General features: G+C 71.8%; 19 protein-coding genes. 12 read left to right on the top strand and 7 right to left on the bottom strand.

From position 1 onward, the window contains the following. Window positions 1–18: 18 nt before the first annotated feature. The 3 genes from SD460_RS43810 to SD460_RS43800 are packed head-to-tail and all read left to right on the top strand — an operon-like array spanning window position 19 to window position 3012. Window positions 19–726, top strand: coding sequence for a dienelactone hydrolase family protein (locus SD460_RS43810; protein WP_290053290.1), 708 nt, complete (start codon window positions 19–21; stop codon window positions 724–726). A 55-nt stretch (window positions 727–781) separates the two neighbouring features. After that, window positions 782–2341: a sensor histidine kinase gene (locus SD460_RS43805; protein WP_438860575.1), complete on the top strand. Its 1560-nt coding sequence runs from the start codon at window positions 782–784 to the stop codon at window positions 2339–2341. Next, complete coding sequence (locus SD460_RS43800; protein ID WP_290053286.1) at window positions 2338–3012, top strand: response regulator; 675 nt, start codon at window positions 2338–2340, stop codon at window positions 3010–3012. The genes SD460_RS43805 and SD460_RS43800 overlap by 4 nt, the downstream gene beginning before the upstream one ends. Here the strand turns inward: SD460_RS43800 and SD460_RS43795 are convergent. Continuing rightward, entirely contained in the window at window positions 2957–4084 is a 1128-nt protein-coding gene (locus tag SD460_RS43795) for an FAD-dependent monooxygenase (protein WP_290053284.1), read from the bottom strand. The genes SD460_RS43800 and SD460_RS43795 overlap by 56 nt on opposite strands. Before the next feature lie 49 nt (window positions 4085–4133). Between SD460_RS43795 and SD460_RS43790 the strand changes: the two genes are divergently transcribed. Next, a complete protein-coding gene (locus SD460_RS43790; protein ID WP_290053283.1) occupies window positions 4134–4667 on the top strand; it encodes a TetR/AcrR family transcriptional regulator in 534 nt (177 codons plus the stop codon). A 431-nt stretch (window positions 4668–5098) separates the two neighbouring features. Here the strand turns inward: SD460_RS43790 and SD460_RS43785 are convergent, their stop codons facing one another. From SD460_RS43785 to SD460_RS43770, 4 genes are all read right to left on the bottom strand, one after another. Then, a complete protein-coding gene (locus SD460_RS43785; RefSeq protein ID WP_290057887.1) occupies window positions 5099–5863 on the bottom strand; it encodes an ABC transporter permease in 765 nt (254 codons plus the stop codon). After that, window positions 5860–6774: an ATP-binding cassette domain-containing protein gene (locus SD460_RS43780; protein ID WP_290057886.1), complete on the bottom strand. Its 915-nt coding sequence runs from the start codon at window positions 6772–6774 to the stop codon at window positions 5860–5862. Before SD460_RS43780 ends, SD460_RS43785 begins: the two co-directional genes overlap by 4 nt. A 70-nt stretch (window positions 6775–6844) precedes the next feature. Beyond that, complete coding sequence (hrpB, locus tag SD460_RS43775; protein ID WP_318307669.1) at window positions 6845–9217, bottom strand: ATP-dependent helicase HrpB; 2373 nt, start codon at window positions 9215–9217, stop codon at window positions 6845–6847. Further along, a complete protein-coding gene (locus SD460_RS43770; RefSeq protein WP_290057883.1) occupies window positions 9214–10044 on the bottom strand; it encodes a glutamate ABC transporter substrate-binding protein in 831 nt (276 codons plus the stop codon). Before SD460_RS43770 ends, hrpB begins: the two co-directional genes overlap by 4 nt. An 88-nt stretch (window positions 10045–10132) precedes the next feature. Between SD460_RS43770 and SD460_RS43765 the strand changes: the two genes are divergently transcribed. From SD460_RS43765 to SD460_RS43740, 6 genes are all read left to right on the top strand, one after another. Beyond that, the gene (locus tag SD460_RS43765) at window positions 10133–10639 is read left to right on the top strand and encodes a MauE/DoxX family redox-associated membrane protein (protein WP_160702881.1); all 507 of its coding nucleotides are present in this window, start codon (window positions 10133–10135) and stop codon (window positions 10637–10639) included. Window positions 10640–10711: 72 nt separating this feature from the next. Continuing rightward, entirely contained in the window at window positions 10712–11455 is a 744-nt protein-coding gene (locus SD460_RS43760) for a DsbA family protein (RefSeq protein WP_290057882.1), read from the top strand. A gap of 110 nt (window positions 11456–11565) precedes the next feature. Then, on the top strand, window positions 11566–11916 hold the full coding sequence (locus tag SD460_RS43755) for a hypothetical protein (RefSeq protein WP_290057881.1): 351 nt from the start codon (window positions 11566–11568) through the stop codon (window positions 11914–11916). After that, window positions 11913–13043 carry a C40 family peptidase gene (locus SD460_RS43750; RefSeq protein WP_290057880.1) on the top strand — a complete coding sequence of 377 codons (1131 nt, stop codon included), beginning with the start codon at window positions 11913–11915 and terminating at the stop codon, window positions 13041–13043. The genes SD460_RS43755 and SD460_RS43750 overlap by 4 nt, the downstream gene beginning before the upstream one ends. Before the next feature lie 3 nt (window positions 13044–13046). Beyond that, complete coding sequence (locus SD460_RS43745; RefSeq protein WP_290057879.1) at window positions 13047–13427, top strand: YbaB/EbfC family nucleoid-associated protein; 381 nt, start codon at window positions 13047–13049, stop codon at window positions 13425–13427. Window positions 13428–13432: 5 nt separating this feature from the next. Further along, the gene (locus SD460_RS43740) at window positions 13433–13924 is read left to right on the top strand and encodes a YbaB/EbfC family nucleoid-associated protein (RefSeq protein WP_290057878.1); all 492 of its coding nucleotides are present in this window, start codon (window positions 13433–13435) and stop codon (window positions 13922–13924) included. Here SD460_RS43740 and SD460_RS43735 read toward each other — a convergent pair. Beyond that, on the bottom strand, window positions 13921–14364 hold the full coding sequence (locus SD460_RS43735) for a hypothetical protein (RefSeq protein WP_290057877.1): 444 nt from the start codon (window positions 14362–14364) through the stop codon (window positions 13921–13923). The genes SD460_RS43740 and SD460_RS43735 overlap by 4 nt on opposite strands. Window positions 14365–14430: 66 nt before the next feature. Then, window positions 14431–14922, bottom strand: a complete 492-nt coding sequence (locus SD460_RS43730; protein WP_290057876.1) for a mycothiol transferase — start codon at window positions 14920–14922, stop codon at window positions 14431–14433. 154 nt (window positions 14923–15076) lie between these two features. Between SD460_RS43730 and SD460_RS43725 the strand changes: the two genes are divergently transcribed. Continuing rightward, window positions 15077–16903, top strand: a complete 1827-nt coding sequence (locus SD460_RS43725; protein WP_290057875.1) for a glycoside hydrolase family 3 protein — start codon at window positions 15077–15079, stop codon at window positions 16901–16903. A 32-nt stretch (window positions 16904–16935) separates the two neighbouring features. Further along, the gene (locus SD460_RS43720; RefSeq protein ID WP_290057874.1) at window positions 16936–18207 is read left to right on the top strand and encodes an RICIN domain-containing protein; all 1272 of its coding nucleotides are present in this window, start codon (window positions 16936–16938) and stop codon (window positions 18205–18207) included. Window positions 18208–18274 lie beyond the last annotated feature (67 nt).

Here is an 18274-nt window from a genome sequence, read left to right as displayed (position 1 = left end):
ATCATGCATCATGCGGACATGACCTTCGAGACGTCCACCGTCCGTGTCGGCGAACTCTCCGCGTACTTGGCCCGGCCGGACGGCGGATCGGCGGCCGGGATGCTGCTGCTGCCGATGATCACCGGGATCGGCGCGCAGGTCCGGGCCTGGGCCGACGAGCTGGCCGGCCGCGGGATCACGGCGCTGGCCTGGGACGTCTTCCACGGCGCGAGCACCGACAACACCTCGCGCGAGGACCTCGGCGCCAAGCTCGGCGAGCTGCACGACGAAACCGCGCTCGCGGAGCAGACCGCGCTGCTCGACCACCTGCTCGGCGACCTGGGCTGCGCGTCGGCCGGGGTCATGGGCTGGTGCCTCGGCGGCCGGTTCGCACTCCTGCTCGCCGCCCGTGACCAGCGGCTTTCCGGCGTCGTCGCCTACCACCCGACGGTCCGCGACCCGGCGCCGCCGAACCACGACCTCGACGCGGTCGCTTTGTCGACATCGATTACCGCGCCGGTGCTCGTCGCCTACCCGGAGGCCGACGCCGTCGTCTCGCACGAGACGTTCGCGCGGCTGCAGACGGCGTTGCAGTCACGGCCGCGGGGTGCGACGTTCAGCCAGCACTTCCCCGGGGCCGAGCACGGCTTCAGCGACTCTTCACGGCACGGGACGACCATCAACGCCGACGCGTTCGCGCTGTCCTGGCCGCAGACGCTGGCGTTCCTCGACACGCTGAAGAGTTGACTTTCGGCAGTGGTCGCCCGCGATCACGCCTTGTAGCTTCGGTCCGGTGCGAGAGGTGACGAAGCGCAGGTGGCGGGTGGTGCTCGACGTCGCGCTCGGCCTGTTCCTCGCCTTCGTCGTCGCCGCGGGCACCGTCGATACGCGGTCGTACTGGGAGCTGGCCGGCGGCCTCGCCGTCGTGGCGGGCTCGGTGGCGACGTCCCGGCGGTACCCGGTGGTCTCGCTCGGCATCGCGCTGGCCGGCACGCTCGCGGTGCCGTTCCCGTACGGCGACCGCGTGGCCGTCTGGGTCGTGTTCGTGCTGGTGGCGATGAGCTACCTGGCCGGGCTGCGGATGGACCGGGCGCGGCCGGGCGTGCTGACCGGCGTGGCCGTGGTGCTGCTCGGCCTGCCGCTGGCCCTGCTGTTCGGGCCCGACGGGATCGGCGACTGGGCCGCGATGGTCGCGATCCTGGTGTTCGCCGGGCTGTCGCCGTGGCTGCTGGGCCGGTACGTCCGGGTGCGCGGCGAGCTCGCGCGCACCGGCTGGCGCCGGGCCGAGGAGATGGAGAGCAGGCAGCGGCTCGTCGCCGACCAGGCGCGGCTGCGCGAGCGCGCGCGGATCGCCAGCGACATGCACGACTCGCTCGGGCACGAGCTGAGCCTGATCGCCGTCCGGGCCGCCGCGCTCGAGGTCGCGCCCGGGCTCGACGGCACCCAGCGCGACGCGGCCACGCAGCTGCGGACCAGTGCCGCGGCGGCGACCGAGCGGCTGCGCGAAATCATCGGCGTGCTGCGCGAGGACGCCGCGCCGGTCGAACCGGTGCAGGGCGACCTCGGCGAGCTGATCGCGCGGGCGCGGGCGTCGGGGCTGCTGATCGACGCGGCGGTCGACAGCGCGCAGGCGCCGCCGATGGTCGCCCTCGCCGCCCACCGCGTGGTGCAGGAAGGGCTGACGAACGTGGCGAAGCACGCGCCGGGCGCCGCCGCGACGGTCCGGGTGACGAGCTCCGGTGCCGTGACGGAGGTGAGCGTCGTCAACACGCCACCGCCCGCCGGGCCGCTGCCGGGCGCGGCGTCCGGGCGGCGCGGGCTGATCGGCCTGCGCGAGCGCGTCCGGCTGGTCGGCGGCACGCTGCGCGCGGGGCCGCACGAGGGCGGGTTCGCCGTCGCCGCGACGCTGCCGCACGACGCCGCGCCGGTCGAGGAGACGCCGGAGCTGCGCGAAGCCGCCGACGACGATGTCGGGCAGTCGACGTCGGCCCGCGCGCTGGAGCTGGCCCGCCGCGACGTGCGGCGCAGCCTGGTCCAGGCGGTCGTCGTGCCGCTCACGCTGTTCGGCGTGGTGCTGGCGGTCGGCGGGATCGCGTTCCTCTACCAGTGGAACTCCTCGGAGCTGCCCGGCGGCGTCTACGAGCGGCTGCGGATCGGGCAGTCCCGTGCCGAGCTCACGCTGCCCGAACGCCAGCGCTCGGCGCGTCCCACGCGGGGCGAGCCGCCTCCGGTGCCGGGTGCGGCGTGCGAGTACTACGGCGCCGGGCGGTCGTGGCTGAACGCCGACTACGCCGCCTACCGGCTGTGTTTCGCCGATGGGAAGCTGGTTTCCAAGGACTGGTTCGCCGAGGGGGCACCGTGATCAGGGTCGTGCTGGCCGACGACGAAGCGCTGATGCGGGCGGGGGTCGCGGCGATCCTCGGCGCGGATCCGGGCATCGAAGTCGTCGCCGAGGCCGGCGACGGGCGTGAGGCCGTTTCGCAGGCGCTCGCCACGCACCCGGACGTCGTGCTGCTCGACATCCGGATGCCGGGGCTGGACGGCCTCGGCGCGGCGGCGGAGATCCGGCGGCTGCTGCCCTCGACCGGCGTGATCATGCTGACGACGTTCGGCGAGGACGAGTACATCGAACGCGCGCTGGGCCTCGGCGCGGGCGGGTTCCTGCTGAAGTCGGGGGACCCGCGCGAACTGCTGGCCGGGATCCACGCCGTCGCCGGCGGGGCCGCGTTCCTCTCACCGAAGGTGGCCCAGCGGGTCATCGCGCGGCTGTCCGGCGGTCAGCTGACGCGCGCGGCCGCGGCGAGGGAGCGGATCAGCGTGCTGACACCCCGCGAGCGGGAAGTGCTGACGCTGCTGGGTTCCGGACTGTCCAATGCGGACATCGCGGCCCGGATGTTCGTCGTCGAGGGCACGGTGAAGGCGCACGTGAGCACGATCCTGACCCGGCTCGGCGCGAAGAACCGGGTGCAGGCGGCGATCACGGCGTACGAGGCGGGGCTGACCGGGGGAGACGCGGCGGCCGCCACCCCGTGATGCCCGCGCCCATCCGGACGGTCGCTTTCGCGGGGAGCATTTTCAGTGCGGCGGTGCGCAGCGTCGTCGCGACGGGATTGGTCAGCTGCGGGCCCAGTTTGCCCATCCGGACGGATTCCCTGGCGACTTTCTGGCTGCGTGGCCGCCGTTCGTCGTCGTAGGCGCGGAGTCCTTTTGCGACGTCCTTTGTGGACATGGCGTTGGCGAGCACGACGGCGTCTTCGAGGGCCTGGCAGCCGCCTTGGCCGAGGAACGGCGGCATCGCGTGCGCGGCGTCGCCGAGCAGGGCGATCCGGCCGCGGGTGTAGGCCGGCAGCGGTGTGCCGAGGTGGTAGAGGTCGTGGTGCAGGAGCGCTTCCGGCGGGGTCGCGTCGAGCAGGGCCGGGATGGGGTCGTGCCACGCACCGAAGTCCGGGCGGCCCGGGTTCCGGCCCGGCTCGGTGAGGTAGGAGATCCACCAGTAGACGTCGTCGCCGGTGAGGGGCAGGACGCCGACTTCGACACCGCGGTCGAAGCTGGTGCTGAGCTCGGTGCCCGGTCGCCGGGCGATGCCGCGGAAGGCCGCACTGCCGGCGTAAACCGGTTCGGGGTGCCGCGGGAAGAGCGTACGGCGGACTCCGCTGCGGATCCCGTCGGCGGCTATGACGAGGTCGGCGTTGATTTCTCCGCCGTCGAAGCGGACCAGGCCGTCTTCGCGGACTTCGGTGACTTTCGCGCCGGTCCGGAGGCTGTCGGCGGGGACGGCGTTCTTGAGCGCGGTGATGAGGTCTCGCCGGTGGATGGCGCCGAGGGGACGGCCGTGGAGGCGTTCGAAGGCGGCCGAATCCCAGCGGGTGATGCGGTGGCCGCGCCGGTCGCGGAACCCGCCGTCGCGCTGGGCGGCGAGGGGATCGCCGAGGTCGACGCCGAGCTCGTCCAGGCAGCGCAGGGCGTTCGGCCAGAGTGAGATCCCGGCGCCGACGTCGCCGAAGTCCGGCGCTTGTTCCAGCACGGTGACCTGCCACCCGACCCGGTGCAGCCCGGCGGCGGCCCCGAGTCCGCCGATGCCGCCCCCGACGACCACTGCGTGCATGACTCCTCCTCTACAGGTGTAGAGGACTCTACACCTGTAGAGTGGGGTGGTGGAACGTCTGGAAGTGATTGCGGACACGGCCATCGAGGTGATCGCGGCGGACGGCATGCGCGGCCTGACCCACCGCGCGGTCGACCGGGCGGCGGGTTTGCCGGTGGGCTCGACGTCGTACTACGCCCGCACGCGGGCGGCACTGCTCTCGCTGGCCTTCGCCCGGATAGTCGAGCTGGACCGGGTTTCGGCGGCGTCGGGTGATCTGGCGGAGTTCATCGCGGGGTACGCGTTCGAGGCGATCACTTCGGGGCGGACGCGGATGCTGGCGCGGTACGAGTTCGCGTTGGAGGCGACGCGGCGGCCGGAGCTGCGCGCGGAGTACGACTCGGGAGGGGCGCTGATCCGCCGCCGAGCAGCAGAGGTCTTGGCGGCGGCGGGCTCGGCGGACCCGGCGCGGCACGCGGGGGTGGTGGTGGACTGGATGGAGGGGACGATCTTCGGCGCGCTGGCGGGTGCTTCGGCGCCGGCTTCGCGGGAGTCGCTGGTGGAGAGCGCGCGGGAGATCCTGGCGGGCATCGGGGTGGGCTGACGCGGCTGGCCGGGTGGGGCTGACGCGGCTGGCCTGGGTGGGGCGGCCCGGCGGCCGACTGGGCGGCCTGGTGGGTGGTGGCTAGCCGGCCCGGGTGGCGGCTCGGTGGCGGTGGGAGGTCGCGAATGACTCATTCGGGACCTCAGACGTCCCCAATGAGTCATTCGCGACCTCGATCGGGCCGCTCCGCCGGGTTTGCCGGCGCGATCTCGGTCAGCCGCTCCGCTGGGTTTGCCGGCGTGGCCTGGGCCGGCCGCTCGGCTGGGTTTGCCGGCGCGTTCTCGGTCGGGCCGCTCGGCTGGGTTTGCTGGCGCGACCCTGGCTAGCCGGCTCGGTGGCGGTGGGAGGTCGCGAATGACTCATTCGGGACCTCAGACGTCCCCAATGAGTCATTCGCGACCTCGGCCAGAGCCGCGTCTGCCGGTGCGGCCTCAGGCGTCCCGCCGCCGCAGCACCGCCGTCCCCACCGCCAGCCCCGCCGCGGACCAGGCTGCGCACACCACCAGTCCCACCCAGGGCGCGTACGGCGCCGGTGCCATCGTGATCGGGTTCGGGTGGCCCGCCTCCACCATCGCGTTCATCCCGGCGATCCCCGGGAAGTACGCCACCAGCTCCGGCCGCCCCAGCGAAGCCACGATCAGCGGCAGCGGCACCAGCAGCACGATCACCGACACCAGCGTCCCCGCCGCGCTGCGCAGGGCCCAGCCGACGCCCACCGACAGCAACCCCAGCAACGCGAAGTACCCGCCCATGCCCGATGCCGTCGTGAACGCGCCTTCGAACGACGTCGGCAGGCCGTAGCCGTCCTTCACCGTCGCGGCCAGTGCCATTCCCGCGCACGCCAGCAAGACGCCGAAGCCGAAGAGCACCGGCACCAGGATCGCCGCCTTCGCCGTGACCACGCGGGGGCGGGCCGGGGTCCACAGCAGCGTCGAGCGGATGCCGCCGCCCGCGTATTCGCTCGTCACGAACAGTGTGGCCAGTGCGATCACCGCGAACTGTGCCAGGTAGAAGGCGCCGCCGAGGGCGATCGTGTTCGCGCCCGAGGCGTCGTCGCCGTAGCGCTGGACGATCGCTGACAGCGTCGCGTAGCCCAGCATCAAGGCCGTCGCCGTCGCCAGGCACCACCACGTGGCCCGGACCGACCAGAACTTCGTCCACTCCGACGCCACCGCGCCGCGCACCGCCGTCGTCATGCCGACACCCCGTACTCCACCGAAGAAGCGGTCAGTTCCATGTACGCCTGCTCGAGCGACGCCGTCCGCTCGGTGAGGCCGTGCAGGCGGATCCCCAGTTCGTGCGCCAGGTCGCCGACGCGGGTGACGTCGATGCCGTCCACCACCAGCTCGTCCGGCTCGCCGTCGTGGGTGAGCCCGCCCTCGGCGCGCAGCCGCGTGTCCAAAGTGGAGCGTTCGGCCGGGGCCGGGACGCGTACCGACACCGTCGTGCGGGAGTTGCCCGCGATGAACTCCGCGACCGGCGCGTCGGCCAGCAGCTTGCCTTTGCCGATCACCACCAGGTGGTCCGCGGTCAGCTGCATCTCGCTCATCAGGTGGCTGGAGACGAACACCGTCCGCCCCTCGGCCGCCAGCGACCGCATCAGCCGGCGGACCCAGCGGACGCCGTCCGGGTCGAGGCCGTTGACCGGCTCGTCGAACAGCAGGACGCCGGGGTCGCCGAGCAGCGCGCCCGCGATGCCGAGACGCTGCCCCATGCCGAGGGAGAACTGGCCGGCCCGCTTGCCGGCGACGTCGGAAAGCCCCACGGTCGCCAGTACCTCCTCGACGCGGGCCGCCGCGATGCCGTTGCTGCGCGCCATGGCCAGCAGGTGCTTCCCGGCGCTGCGGCCCGGGTGCAGTGCCTTGGCGTCGAGCAGCGCGCCGACCTCGCGCAGCGGGTGCCGCAGCTCGGCGTAGCGCCGCCCGCCGACGAGCGCCTCGCCCTGCTGCGGGTGGTCGAGGCCGACGGTCATCCGCATGGTCGTCGACTTCCCGGCGCCGTTGGGGCCGAGAAAGCCCGTCACCCGTCCCGGTTCGACGTCGCACGTCAGCGCGTCGACGACGGTCTTTTCCCCGTAGCGCTTCGTGAGTCCCCTGAGTGTGATCATGCGTCGAAGTCTGCGGCCGGTAGCGGTGTGCGGGCATCGGACGACGGTCGCGGGCCGCCCCCGACTTTCGTCAGGTGCGGCGGCGGGTGTGCCGGGTCGGGACGGCGGTGGCCGGGTCCTCCGGCCAGGGGTGCTTCGGGTAGCGGCCGCGCAGGTCGGCGCGGACCGCCGGATAGCCGGTGGTCCAGAAGCCGGCCAGGTCGGCGGTGATGGCGGCCGGGCGGCCGGCGGGGGAGAGCAGGTGCAGCACCACCGGGACGCCGGCGACGGTGGGTGTCTCGGTCCAGCCGAACGTCTCCTGCAGCTTGACCGCGAGGACCGGCCGGTCCTCGCGGTAGTCGACGCGGATGTGGGAGCCCGACGGGACTTCCAGGCGGTCCGGGGCGAGGTCGTCGAGCTTGGCCGCGGCCGGCCAGGGGAGGAGGGCCTTGAGCGCGGTGCCGGCGTCGATGGCCGCGAGGTCCGCTTTCCGCCGGGCGCGGGAAAGGTCCAGCCAGCTGTCCACATCGGACAGGAGGGAAGCGTCGTCCACCGCGGGCCACGGCGGCCCGAGGACGTGGTGGAGGAACGCGAGCCGCTCGCGCAGGCGGGTCGCGTCCGGGCGCCACTTGAGGAGGCCCAGTCCTTCGGCCCGGAGGCCGGCCACCAGGGCGTCGTGGACGTTCGCGTCCTCGAGTGGCCGTTCGGACAGGGTGATCGCGCCGAGCTTGCGGACGCGCCGGGCGACGACGTCGCCGTCCCAGGTGACTTCGTCCACTTCGGACACCGAGCCGGCGCGGACGGCCAGGCGTTCGTCGGCGGCCGCGGCGAGGCGGATGGTGCCGTGGACGCGGCCGGGGTCCCGCGTCGCCTCCGCGACGGCGAGCCATTCGGCGTCGAGGCCACTGCCCGGCGGGAGCTCGGCCGCGGTCCCGCCGGCCATCAGGTACACCGGCGCGCCACCGGGCCGCCGCTTCGCGAGCCGCTCGGGGTGCGCGAGCGCGACGACCAGCGCGGGATCCGGCTTCCCGTCACCACGCACCAGTTTCGAAAGCCGCTGCACTTCCCGTTTCCAGCGGCGCGAGGCGTCGTCGTTCGCGCTTCGCAGGCGGCGGAGTTCGGCCTCGACGTCGGTCAGCGTGCCGCCCGAATCCAGCAGGGCCACCACTTCCGCCGCGTTCCGGGCGCCGACCTCGGCCGCGCCGTCCAGCAGCGCGCGGGCCAGCCGCGGGTGCAGGCCCAGCTCCGCCATCCGCCGCCCGCGGGCGGTCACGACGCCGTCGGCCGTGGCGCCGAGCGTCTCCAGCAGCGCCCGGCCCGCCGCGAGTGCGCCCTCGCCCGGCGGGTCCCACCAGGCCAGCCCGCTGCCGTCCGGCGTCGACCAGCACGCCAGTTCCAGCGCCAGCCGGGCCAGTTCGGCGGTGCGGATCTCCGGCTCCGGGTAGGCCGGCAGCAGCGACTGTTCGTTCTCCGCCCAGCACCGGTACGCCCGCCCGGTCCCCTCGCGCCCGGCGCGCCCGGACCGCTGCGTCGCGACCGCCGCCGACACCCGGACGGTCGCCAGGCCGGGCAGCCCACGCCGGTGGTCGACCCGCGGCACACGCGCCAGTCCCGAATCCACCACCGCGCGCACGCCCGGCACCGTCAGGCTCGACTCGGCGACCGCCGTCGCCAGCACCACCCGCCGCCGGTCACGCGGCCGCAGCGCGTCGTCCTGGTGGGCCGCCGACAACCGGCCGTGCAGCGGCAGGACGTCCACATCGGACAGCCGGAGCAGATTCGACGTCCGCGCGATCTCTCCCGCGCCGGGGAGAAACGCCAGCACGTCGCCTTCGCCCGACGACAACGCCGTCCGCACCGCACGCGCGACGCACGCCTCGACGCGTTCGCCCCGCGCCGGTGGCAGGTAGGAGTACGAGACCGGGTAGGTGGGCGCGGTCGCCGTGATCACCGGCGCGTCCCCGAGCAGCGACGCCAGCCGCCCGGCCGCGACCGTCGCCGACGTCGCCAGCAGGCGCAGGTCGTCGCGCAGCCCGGCGCGGACGTCCAGGAGCAGCGCCAGCAGCAGGTCCGCGTCCAGGTGCCGCTCGTGGCACTCGTCGAGCAGCACCGTCGACACGCCCGGCAGCTCCGGATCGCCCTGCACCCGCCGCACCAGCAGCCCCGACGTCACGACCTCGACGCGGGTCCGCGCGGACACCTTCCGGTCGCCGCGCACGGCGTAGCCGACGGTTTCGCCGACCGGTTCGCCCAGCAGCGCGGCCATTCGCGTGGCGGCCGCGCGCGCCGCGAGCCGCCGCGGCTCGGCCACGACGACCTTGCCACCGGAAGAAGCCAGCGCGAGCGGCACCAGCGTCGTCTTCCCCGTGCCGGGCGGCGCGACGAGCACCGCGGTGCCGTGGGCGGCCAACGCGGACAGCACGTCGGGCAGGACCGCGCGGACGGGCAGGTCGGGCAGCTTCACTTCGGGGAGACCTCGGGGGGCGGGGGCAGCTGGTAACCGGACGGCCCGATGTTCGCGTTGAGCGAGCGGAGCCATTCGCCGGAGGAGATCATCTTCCGGATCGCGTCGTCGACCGCGCTGACGCCCTGGGTGTCGCCCTTGCGCAGGCCGACGCCGTAGTTCTCCGCCGAAAACGGCTTCCCGACGATCTTCAGCAGCTCCGGGTCGCGGGTGACGTAGCCGGCGAGGATCACCGCGTCCGTGGTGACCGCGTCGATCTGGCCGGCCAGCAGCGCCGTCACGCAGTCGGAGTACCGCGGGTACTCGACCAGCTGGACGGCCTGGGCGAACTTGTCCTTCACCTGCTGGGCCGGTGTCGACCCGGTGACCGAGCACAGCCGCCGCCCGTTGAGCGCTTCCGGGCCGGTGATGTCGGCCGACGTCCGGCGCACCAGCAGGTCCTGGCCGGTGGTGAAGTACGGCCCGGCGAACGAGACGACCTGCTTGCGCTTGTCGGTGATCGAATAGGTGGCCACGACGAGGTCGACCGCGCCGGACGTGAGGTCCGTTTCCCGCGTCGCCGACGTCGTCTCGCGCCAGGTGATGTCTTTCGCCGCGACGCCCAGTTCCGATGCGACGAAAGTCGCGACGTCGACGTCGAACCCGACGAACCGGCCGTCCACGGTGTGCTCCGAAAGCCCCGGCGCGTCGAACCGGATGCCGATGGTCAGGTGATCCGTGGCACTCGCACGGGTGACCAGCGAGTCGGACGGCGAGACGTTCGCCGGACCGCACGCCGACGCCGTGACCAGCAGCAACGCCGAAGCGAAGAGCGTGCGCCACCGCATCCAGCCGCTCCCTCCGCCGCTGCCCTGCCCTCACCTGGTTCTCAGGTCCTCCCGTTAGCCTAAGTGCGTGGTGCGACCGTCCCAACCCGTGCTGGACGCCGTCGGCACGCTCGCCCGGCTCGGGCTGGCTGCCGTCTGGCTCGTTTCCGGTGCGCTGAAACTGGCGGATCCCGGGCAGACGTTGATCGCCGTGCAGGCGTACGACGTGCTCCCGGGCGCGCTCGAAAACGTGGTGGCCATCGCGCTGCCGCTCGTCGAACTCGTGCTCGGGCTGTTCCTGCTCGCGGGCCTGGCGACCCGGTGGGCCGCGGGCGCCGCGCTGGTGCTGCTCGTCGTGCTCATCGCCGGCATCGCCCAGTCGTGGGCGCGCGGGCTGAGCATCGACTGCGGGTGCTTCGGCGGCGGCGGCCAGGTGGCGGCGGGGCAGACCGAGTACCCGCAGGAGATCCTCCGCGACACCGGATTCGCGCTGCTCGCCGTGTGGCTGCTGGCGCGGCCGCGCACGTGGCTGTCGGTCGACGGCTGGCTGGCGCGGGGTCGCGGGAACTCCACCGAGCCCGGGTCCGACTACTCGGGTATCGCGGAAGGGAACTGATACACAGTGGGTGGAGCTGAGCGGACCGCTCGGAAGCGTCGTCAGGCCGCGCAGGCCGGGGGAGCCAAGGCGGTGGCCCAGGCCAGGGGCGCGTCCGGTGACAAGCGGAAGTGGATCATCGGGATCGCGGCCGTGGTCGTCGTGGCCGCGCTCGTGATCGGCGGCGTGATCTGGACGATTTCGGACCGGAACAAGACCGAGGGCCAGGTCATCAGCCCCGGCGAGACGACCAGTTCGCTGGCCGGCGATGTCACCCAAAAGCGTGACGGTGTGGTCGTCACCGTGGGCAAGGCCGGCGCCAAGGCGTCGATCGACGTCTACGCCGACTTCCTCTGCCCGATCTGCGGCGAGTTCGAGAAGCAGTACAAGAGCCAGGTCGAGCAGGCCGTCAACGACGGCAAGCTGCAGGTCCGCTACCACATGGTGCCGCTGCTGAACGAGCGCTCGAGCCCGCCCGGCTACTCGCTCGACTCGGCGAACGCGGCGCTGGCCGCGGCCGACGCCGGCAAGTTCGTCCAGTTCCACGACGCGCTGTTCGCGAACCAGCCCGAAGAGGGCAAGCGCGGCTACGACAAGGCGCAGCTGATCGAGCTGGGCAAGAACGTCGGGATCACCGACCCGGCGTTCGCGCAGACGGTCAACGCGGGCACCTACGACGAGCAGCTGAACTCCGCGTTCCAGCAGATCGAGAACGACCCGAAGCTGGCGCAGGACTTCGGCGGCGGGCAGCGCGGCTTCGGCACGCCGACGGTCACCGCGAACGGCTCGATCGTGTCCTGGCAGGACCCCGATTGGCTCAAGAAGGTCACCGGCTGACTCCGGGCAATTCGCCCACCCGGGTACGGACCGTGGTCTAGGCTCGTTCCTGCAACAGGGGAACCGGGGGTCGCGTACGCACGTCGCACCCCCGGTGACAGGGAGGGCCAGTGGACGGTTCGCATTCGGGGTTTCACGTCGACGACGGCGCGTACACGCGGTACGCGCGCGAAGTCGACCCGCTCGGGGATGACGTCAAGGGTGCCGCCGACAAGCACGTCGGCCCGCACGTGACGCTCGGCGGTCACGGCTTCTCGGAAATGGGCGGCGAATCCGGGTTCTCCGGCGCCTACAGCGGCCGGATGCGGGCGCTGCAGGAGAAGATGCACCGCGTCGGCGGCGGCTGGCGCCAGGTCGGCGAAGCGGCCCGGCAGACCGACCGCAACTACGCGGCGGTCGAAGCCGAGCACGGCGACGTCGTGCGGCGGCTCGGCACCGACCTCGGGCACGGTCCCGCGTGACCGAGCACCACGCCGACCAGCTCGTCCGGCACGGCCTGGACACCACGAACCAGTTCGCCGACAAGGTGCGCCACGACCCGGCCGCGATCGGCGGCGCGCGGGACGCGCACTACGCCCTGCAGACGTCGGTGGGCCGCACCCGTGACGTCGCGGGCGAGCAGCGCGTCAACCTGACCTCGGCCAGCTCCGGCTCGACGACCGACCGCGCCACCGCGACGTCGCAGAGCCTCGAAAAAGAGGTCCAGGACCTCCTCGACGAGAGCGCCGAGATCGAGAAGGCGGTGACCGAGGCCGCCGAGGCGCTGCACGTCGGCGAGATCAAGAACGACCAGGTCCGCGACCAGATCATCAAGGAGATCTCGGCGTCGATGAAGGCGCTGGCGGCGGTGAAGTCGATCCAGCCGCCGGAGAGCCGCGCCGCCGCGTCGCGCGACATCCTGATGAAGCTGCAGACGAAGATCAGCCAGCTCACCGGCCAGGCCGCGACCTTCAGCGAGCAGACGATCAACCAGCTGACCGACATCGGCACCCGGCTGGGTGGCGGCGAGCAGACGACGTCGTCGAGCAGCGCGTCGTCGACGAAGGTCGGCTCGTCGTTCAACAGCAACAGCGGCTACTCCGGCGGCGGCTCGGACGGCGGCGGTGGCGGCGGTGGAGGAGGGGGCGGCGGCGGTGGCGGCGCCGTGCACAAGCCCCGGCTGCCGGTCGCGATCCCGCCTCAGCCCGGCTCCGGCGTCGCGATCAACCTCCCCGGCGGCAAGCAGGTCATGGCGCCGAACGAGACGGCGGCGAAAGCCGTGCGCAACGCGCTTTCGCAGCTCGGCGTGCCGTACGTCTGGGGCGGCACCGCGCGTGGCCAGGGCCTCGACTGCAGCGGGCTGACCATGACGTCGTACCAGGACGCGGGCCTGCAGCTGCCGCGGACGGCGGCGCAGCAGACGGTCGGCGCGGAGGTCCCGTCGATCGACCAGCTGCTGCCCGGCGACCTCGTCGTGTGGTCCGGCCACGTGGCGATGGTGATCGGCGACGGCCAGATGGTCGAAGCCGGCGACCCGGTGCAGATCAGCAAGATCCGCACCACGAACGCGGGGCAGTCGTTCATCGGGTTCTACCGGCCGACGGGGTGAGTGGTGGCTGACTTCGACATCGAGCTGGCTTCGGCGCGGATCACCGAGCAGGCGGACCGCGCGGAGGCCGACGCTTCGGCGCGCTTCGCCCGTTCGGGCCCGGTGGTGGGCAAGGCGGCGTCCCCGGACGGCACCATCGAGGTCCAGGTGGCCCCCGGCGGGTTGCTGACCGGGCTGACGATCCACCGCTCGACCCTGCGACACGGCTCGGCGGTGCTCGCCGACCAGATCCTCGAGCTGGCCCAGCGCGCGACCCGCCGCGCGGGCGACCGGATGTACCACGCGCTGGCGCCGGTCGTGGACGCGTCGCAGCTGGAAGTCCTGGGGTACGAACCGATCCCGGACGACGACCCGGACGCCGACACGTACACCTACGGGAGGTGACCGCGGTGATCACGACCCGCCAGCTGATCGCCCAGGCCCGGGCGCGCGAAGAGGCCATGTCCAAAGTGGACGAACTGATGGCCGCCGCGTCCGGGACCGCGCACGACGTGGACGGCCAGGTCGAGGCGACGGTCGATGCCCGCGGGAAGCTCCTGCGCCTGTGGCTGGCGCCGTCGGCGGTCAACCTCGGCGAGCAGGTGGGGCCACGGGTGGTGGAGGTCGCGCAGGCCGCCATGCGCGAGGCGACCCAGGACGCCTACAACCGGGTCGCCTTGCTGCTGGGCGAGGACATGACGTTCATGATCGAGCAGATGACGGGCATGCCGGCGCCGGCCCGCGCCGAGGACGACGACCCGGGCATGACGGTCGAGGAGTTCCAGCGGCTGCGGGCCGAGCGGCTGGGTGCGGAACCCGCGCCGCCGGCTGCCGCGAGCGTCGAGGACGAGGACGACTACTGGGACTCCTTCGACCCGGCTTCGCTGCGCTCGGACCGCTAGCGCTTGCGGCTCGCGATCGCGTCGGCGAGCTGCCGCACTTGGGCGGGGTCCGCGTCCCGGGCGAGGGAGACGTAGTGGTCCATGACGGCCGGCCGGTAGCGCACGGGCAGCGTCTGCCCTGGGGCGAGCCGGGTGAGCTCGGTGACCGTGAGGTCTTCGTCCGCGATACCGCGGAACGAGAGGCCGTCGACGGTCTCCACGTCGAACATCAGGACCACGCGGGGATTGCTGTTGACCTCCCGCCAGTCGACGAGAACGCCGAGCGCGAGCGCCCCCGTACGCAGTTCCGCGTTGCGCTTCCGTGCTTCACCGCTCAGGAGCGGGTTCGGGGCGACGCCGGGAAAGCCGGGCCCGACGCCGAGTGATTCCCGGCTCAGATCGGGCCTGAGCTGCGCCATCAGATCGGTCAAGGTGCCGTGCTTCTTCTTCCGGCCGAACATCCTGGCCCCTCCCTCGTGCCCGTGCCGGAATCTCGGCCGGGCGCTTCGCTGCCGCGATCATAAGTGTCACGCCAGCTGGGCCGTGGAGTTCGCGCCGTCCAGCGACTCCCGCAGGATGTCCGCGTGGCCCGCGTGCTGGGCCGTCTCGTGGATCAGGTGCAGGACGATCCTCCGGGCCGACCAGAACTGGGGCTCCGGTGGGGACCACGGTGTCGTCGGCAGCTGGACCTCGACGTCCAACGACGGCAGCGAAGCCACGTACTCGTCGGTGGCGGCCGCGGCCGTCGAGTACTCCGCCAGCCAGTGGGCCAGCGTCTCGCTCATCGCGTACTGCTCGGTGTCCAGCATGCCTTCCGGCAACTGCCCGTCACCCTTGCGCAGGATCTCCAGCCACAGCCGTTCGCCGGTCGCCAAGTGGCGGATCAAGCCGCCCAGGGTCAGCTCGCTGACCGTCGTGCGGCGGGCCGCGTCGGCGTCGGAGAGGTCGCGGGCCGGGATCAGCAAGCGCTTGCGGACCTCGGCGAGGAGGGAGAGCAGGTCGTCGGTTTCGCGAGTCATGAGCAGACCGTAGAACCCAATTAGGCCAGAAGATGACCGCAACGGACAATCCCGCTGAGCGGCACCCGAGTTCGGTCAGAGGTCTGGACCAACCGACAACGCCTATGCATTAATTCAAGGCGTGAATTTTGGTCTCTCGACGAGGAGGACCCGAATGGGCCTCGGACGCAGGCTGGGGATCGGCGCGCTCGCCGTCGGGCTGCTGCTGGCTTCGGAAACCACCGCCCTCGCCGGGAACAGCCCGGCCTACAAGGATTCCTGGCGACCGGTCAAGGTCCGCGTCGCCGACCTGATGTCCCGGATGACCCTCGACGACAAGCTCGGCCAGATGATGCAGGCCGAGCGGCTCGGCGTCGCGAGCCCCGTCGACGTCACGACCGGGCGGCTCGGTTCGCTGCTCTCCGGCGGCAGCTCGCAGCCGACCCCGAACACGCCCGTCAGCTGGGCCGACATGTACGACGGCTTCCAGAAAGCCGCGCTCGCCACGCCGCTGGGCATCCCGCTCATCTACGGCGTCGACGCCGTCCACGGGCACAACGGCCTCTACGGCGCCACCGTCTTCCCGCACAACATCGGCCTCGGCGCGACCCGCGATCCGCGGCTGGTCGAGAAGCTCGGCCGCGCCACCGCGGAAGAGGTGTCCGGCACCGGCATCGACTGGGACTTCGCGCCCTGCCTGTGCGTCGCCCGCAACGACCGCTGGGGCCGCACCTACGAGTCCTTCGGCGAGGTCCCGCAGCTGGCCACCGAGATGACGTCGATCATCACCGGCCTGCAGGGCAGGCGGCTGGACCAGCCGGGCTCGGTGCTGGCCACCGCCAAGCACTACGTCGGCGACGGCGGCACGACCGGCGGCGTCAACGAGGGCAACACCGAGATCAGCGAACAGGAACTGCGGCAGATCCACCTGCCGCCGTTCAAGGCCGCGATCCAGCGCGGGGTCGGCTCGGTGATGATCTCCTACAGCAGCTGGAACGGCGTGAAGATGCACGCCGGCTCGTACCTCGTCAACGACGTCCTCAAGAAGGAGCTCGGCTTCACCGGGATCGTCGTTTCGGACTACAACGGCGTCGACAAGATCGACGGCAAGACCGGCTTCACCCCCGAAGAGGTCGAGGCGTCGATCAACGCCGGCATCGACATGGTGATGGTGCCCTTCGAGTGGCGGAAGTTCATCGACACGCTGCGGACCCTCGTGCAGGACGGCCGCGTGCCGATGTCCCGGATCGACGACGCGAACAAGCGCATCCTCACCAAGAAGTTCGAGCTCGGCCTGTTCGAGCACCCGCTGACCGACCGGCGCTTCCTGAACACCATCGGCAGCGAGCAGCACCGCGACCTCGCGCGCCAGGCCGTCCGGGAATCCCAGGTGCTGCTCAAGAACGAGAACCACGTGCTGCCGCTTTCGAAGCGGGACAAGATCTTCGTCGCCGGCAAGAGCGCGGACGACATCGGCAACCAGTCCGGTGGCTGGACGGTCGGCTGGCAGGGCACGAGCGGCCCGGTCATCCCCGGCACCACGATCCTGCAGGGCATCACGGGCAACTCGAAGAACGTGACCTACGCCAAAGACGGCACCGGGATCGACCGGAGCTACGACGTCGCCGTCGCGGTCGTGGGGGAGACGCCGTACGCGGAAGGCAAGGGCGACCGTCCACAAGGGATGGGACTGGACGCGACGGACCTGGCCACGCTGCAGAAGCTGAAGGACTCCGGCGTGCCGACGGTGGTCGTGCTGGTGTCCGGGCGCCCGCTCGACATCGCGGCGCAGCTGCCGGACTGGGCCGGGCTGGTCGAGTCGTGGCTGCCGGGCAGCGAAGGCCAGGGTATCGCCGACGTCCTCTTCGGCGGCTACAACCCGACCGGCAAGCTGCCGGTGACCTGGATGCGCGGCGCCGACCAGCAGCCGATCAACGTCGGAGACGGCAAATCCGCGCTGTTCCCGTACGGCTTCGGCCTGCACTACCCGCGCCACTGGTGATCGTTTCCCCGCCCCCACCGGAAGGAACCGTCATGTCACGCCGTCCCCTGCTCAGAATCTTGGTGTTCTTCGCCGCCTGCCTCGGGCTCAGCCTCGCGAGCCCGGCCGTGGAAGCCGCGACGCCGTTCAAGGTGCTCGCGTTCTACAGCGGCACCTACGACGCCGCGCACATCAGCTTCGAGAAGGAGGCCAACGTCTGGTTCCCGCAGCAGGCGGCGGCCAACGGCTTCACCTACACGGCCACGAACAACTGGAACCAGCTGACGAGCATCACGCCGAGCCAGTACCAGGTGGTGATGTTCCTCGACGACCAGCCGCAGTCGCAGGCGCAGTTCCAGGGCTTCCAGCGGTACATGCAGGCGGGCGGCGCGTTCTACGGCTTCCACGTCACGGCGTACAACGACAGCTCGACGCCGTCCTACGCCAACTGGTTCCACAACGACTTCCTCGGCACCGGGCGCTTCACGTCGAACACGTGGGGCCCGACCGGGGAGACGCTGAAGATCGAGAACCGCACGCACCCGTCGACGGTAAACCTGCCGGCGACCATCAAGTCCTCGACGTCGGAGTGGTACGCCTGGCAGAACGACCTGCGCCAGAACAGCAACATCACCATCCTCGCGTCGATGGACCAGTCCACCTTCCCGATCGGCACCGACCCGAACCAGACCTGGTACAGCGGCTACTACCCGATCTCGTGGACGAACAAGAACTACAAGATGATCTACTCGAACTTCGGCCACAACGCGATGAACTACGACACGAACACCGCGCTGTCCTCGACGTTCGAGAGCGCCGACCAGAACCGGTTCCTGCTCGACGGCCTGAAGTGGCTCGGGGGCGGCGGCACGACCACCCCGCCGCCGGACGGCACGATCGACCCGTCGGCCTGGTACGCGGTGACGAACAAGGCGTCCGGCAAGTGCGTGGACGCGCGGTCGGCGGCCAGCGCCAACGGCACCGTGATCCAGCAGTACACGTGCAACGGCACCACGGCGCAGCAGTACCAGTTCGCCGCGACCAGCGGCGGCTACGACCGGATCAACAACCGGACGAACGCCGCCCAGGTCATCGACGTCACCGACGTTTCCACGGCCGACAACGCCGGCCTGCAGCTGTGGTCCTACAGCGGCGGGAACAACCAGCAGTGGCAGCCGGTGTCCGAAGGCAGCGGGTACTACCACTTCGTCGCCCGCCACAGCGGCAAGTGCCTGACCGTGCCGGGGGCGTCCACCGCGGACAGCGTCCAGCTGGTCCAGTCGACCTGTGACGGCAGCGCCGCTCAGTCGTTCAAGGTCGCCTGACGAGGGGATGCGCCGGGCACCCTCCTCCGCTAACATGAACGACCTTCACGTTGGCTGAGGAGGGTGC

This window comes from Amycolatopsis solani, from assembly GCF_033441515.1.
Taxonomy (GTDB): domain Bacteria; phylum Actinomycetota; class Actinomycetes; order Mycobacteriales; family Pseudonocardiaceae; genus Amycolatopsis; species Amycolatopsis solani.
The sequence above is the reverse complement of the archived record's forward strand: the minus strand, read 5'-3'. Positions and strand labels throughout refer to the sequence as shown.